General features: G+C 77.4%; 3 protein-coding genes. 1 reads left to right on the top strand and 2 read right to left on the bottom strand.

The genetic code is table 11. The features are described 5' to 3' along the window. Positions 1-547, bottom strand: a 547-nt coding sequence (locus tag ACFV61_RS30450) for a helix-turn-helix domain-containing protein (RefSeq protein ID WP_380425065.1), incomplete at its 3' end; no start/stop codon positions are given. A 93-nt stretch (positions 548-640) separates the two neighbouring features. On the opposite strand from ACFV61_RS30450, the gene ACFV61_RS30455 reads away from it, so the two are divergent. Then, on the top strand, positions 641-1,483 hold the full coding sequence (locus ACFV61_RS30455) for an alpha/beta fold hydrolase (RefSeq protein WP_380495108.1): 843 nt from the start codon (positions 641-643) through the stop codon (positions 1,481-1,483). 76 nt (positions 1,484-1,559) lie between these two features. Here ACFV61_RS30455 and ACFV61_RS30460 read toward each other — a convergent pair. Beyond that, a partial coding sequence (locus ACFV61_RS30460) for a lanthionine synthetase LanC family protein (protein ID WP_380495110.1) occupies positions 1,560-2,726 on the bottom strand: 1,167 nt, incomplete at its 5' end.

The raw sequence follows: 2,726 nt of genomic DNA on the forward strand, positions 1-2,726 counted from the left end.
CCTCCACCGGGGACGGGCCCACGGCGGGGAAGAGGATCGGGCTGAGCAGGTACGGCTCCCGGCCCGGCGCCGGCCCGTTCGCCAGCCGAGGTGCCAGGACGGCCCGCAACTCGCCGCCGAGCTCCGCGAGTTCCGCCGGGTCGAGCCAGCACGTGCCCTGCCGGTAGGCCACCCCCTGGGCGGCCGGGTCGGCGTCCTCGCGGTCGAGGTAGGCGTTGAACTCGGCGATCAGGACGGCCATCGCGGCGGCGAAGCCCCGGCGGTGGTCCTCCCGCGTCATCGCGGCGGCCGCGGCGTCGTCCACGACCGGGCGGTCCTCGCGCAGCCGGTAGTGCCGCTCGACGGCGCCGCGCACCCGGCGCTCCTCGGCGACCTCCAGGAAGCCGGCCTCCGCGAGCAGCGCGACGTGCCGGTACACCGTCACCTTCGACACGCCGGACAGCCGCTCGCACAGCTGCGAGGTGGTGAGCACCTGCCCGCCGGCGAGGGCGTGCACCACGCGCAGGCGCACCGGGTGGAGGAGGAGGTCTACCGCTTCGAGGTCCATTGCCCAACGATTTCACAGTCGCTATCATTATCAAAGATGAAAACAGTGCGTCCGGGAGACGACCCGGGTGCCGGTTCCCAGGGGGGAAGCACCATGCGCCAGACGAACGGGCGGGCCATCACCGTCAACGGGCGATCGATCCACGTCGAGGAGTCCGGCCACGGTACGGACGTCGTGCTATTCGAGTCGGGCCAGGGCCTCGGCCGCGCCTCCTGGGACCCGGTCCTGCCGCTGCTCGCGGACCGTGCCCGGCTGGTCGCCTACGACCGGGCCGGCTTCGGCCGCAGCGCCCGCACCGACGCCCCGCTCGACCTCGACGACCTGGCGGCCGACCTGGTCGCCCTCGCCGAGGCCGTCGCCCCCGACCGGTTCGTCCTGGTCGCCCACAGCATGGGCGGCCTGGTCGCCCGCCTCGCGTACCAGCGCCTCGCGCCCCGGCTGCGCGGCATCCTGATGGTCGACACCACACCGGAGACCGCGCCCGCCTTCGACGCCATCGACCAGATCGCCCGCCGCGTCGACCGCACGCTCGCCATCGCCCAACCCCTGGTCCGCAGCCGCCTGGTGGCCCGTCTGCTCAGCGGCACCGCCCGCCGGGTCTTCCCCACCGACACCTACGAGACCATGCTCGCCGAGGACTTCGTCCCGGCCGGCCTCGCCCAGACCCGCCGCGAATTCCGCGCCGTCGCGGCCGCCGTCCCCCGGCTGCGCGCCGAACCCCCGGCACCCCCCGGCTGCCCGACCGTCCTGCTGTCCGCCGACCGCCCCCGCCGAGGCGGCGAACGCACCCACCCCGCCCTCCAGGAACACCAGCGCCGCTGGACCGAAACCCTCCCCGACGGCCGCTACGAGACCGTCGACGCCGGCCACTTCATCCAGGGCGAGCGGCCCGACGTGGTCGCCGCCCGGATCCGCGAACTCCTCGACCGCAGCTGAGCGGTGGGCCACCGGGCGTCGGTCGACCGGCCGCAGAACGTCCGCCCGTCCGACCCGATCGCCGGCCTCGGCCGGTTCAGGCCGACGGCAGCAGTCCGGGCACCGGGCCGCCGCGACGGGACAGCCGGCGCAGGAAGGTCAGCACTCCGGGTGTCCCGACCGCCCAGGCGCGGGACTCGGCGGTCGGGTCGCCGCCGGGGAAGACCGGGCGGCCCGCCGGCCCGCCGGCCCGGGTGAGGAGCAGGGCTGCCAGTTGCTCCGCCGCGTGCCAGTGGCGGGGGTCGCCGGTGGCCGTGGCGAGGTCCACGAGGAGGTCGCCGACTCCGGCCAGACCGCAGCAGCGGACCACCAGGGCGGTACGCGGGGCGAGCGTCCGGCAGGTGTCGGCCGCGTCGGCGGCCAGGGCGAGGAGGGCGTCGTCGCCGTACTGGATCCCGGCCTGGACGAGGACCGTGCCGAGGCCGGCCAGGCCCCGGCACCAGGAGAGGTAGCGGCGGGTCGCCCCGGGCCGCAGGGCGGCCGCGTTGAGGCGGGGGAGGTCGGCGGCGAGTCCGTCGACGATGCGGCGGGCGGTCCGGCAGGACGCCTCGTCCGGCCGGGCGAGCAGGAAGTGGGCGACGCCCGCGCGGCCGTGCGCGAAGCCCTCGGCGAGGGCGGCGGTGCCGGGGTTGGGCGCCTCGCCGGGGTCGTCGAGGGGCCGGGCGGTCAGTGCCGTGGCGCACGCGGCGGCCGCCGCGAGGTGCCGGTCGGTGTCCCGGCCGAGGGCGGCGAGCAGCAGGTGGGCGGTGCCGAGCCCGGCCGCGCCGGCGATCTGGTCGGCTCCGGCGGGCTCGTGGTGGCGGAGGTACGGGGACTTCGTACCGGGCGGCGCCGTGCCGAGGGTGGCGGCGCTCTGGGCGAGGAACAGGTCGGCGCCCGCCCGGCCCTGGTAGAGCGAGCCGTCGAGGCGGTCGAGCGCCGGGTGGGCGGCCGTCCAGTCGGCCAGGGCGGTGGCGGCGGCTCGGGCGTCGGGGCGGTCCGCGTGCTCCAGCAGTTCGAGGCCGAGGCCGGCGGCGCCGTCGTAGAGCGACAGCAGGGTGCGGGGTTCGCCGACGCGCGGGTCGGTGGCGACCAGCTCGCGGGCCATCCGCACGCAGGTGCCGACGGTGTGGTCGACGGCCTCGTCGAGCGGGGCCCGCCGCGGCCCCCCCCCCACCCCGGCCCGCGCCCGGGCGGGCGCCCCGGCCCGCCCCCCCCCCCCCCC

This window comes from Kitasatospora sp. NPDC059817, from assembly GCF_042731835.1.
Lineage (GTDB): Bacteria > Actinomycetota > Actinomycetes > Streptomycetales > Streptomycetaceae > Kitasatospora.

Bases quoted from the DNA above. Each gene is read 5' to 3' on its own strand.
- ACFV61_RS30455 (WP_380495108.1), top strand. From the start codon at position 641: ATGCGCCAGACGAACGGGCGGGCCATCACCGTCAACGGGCGATCGATC.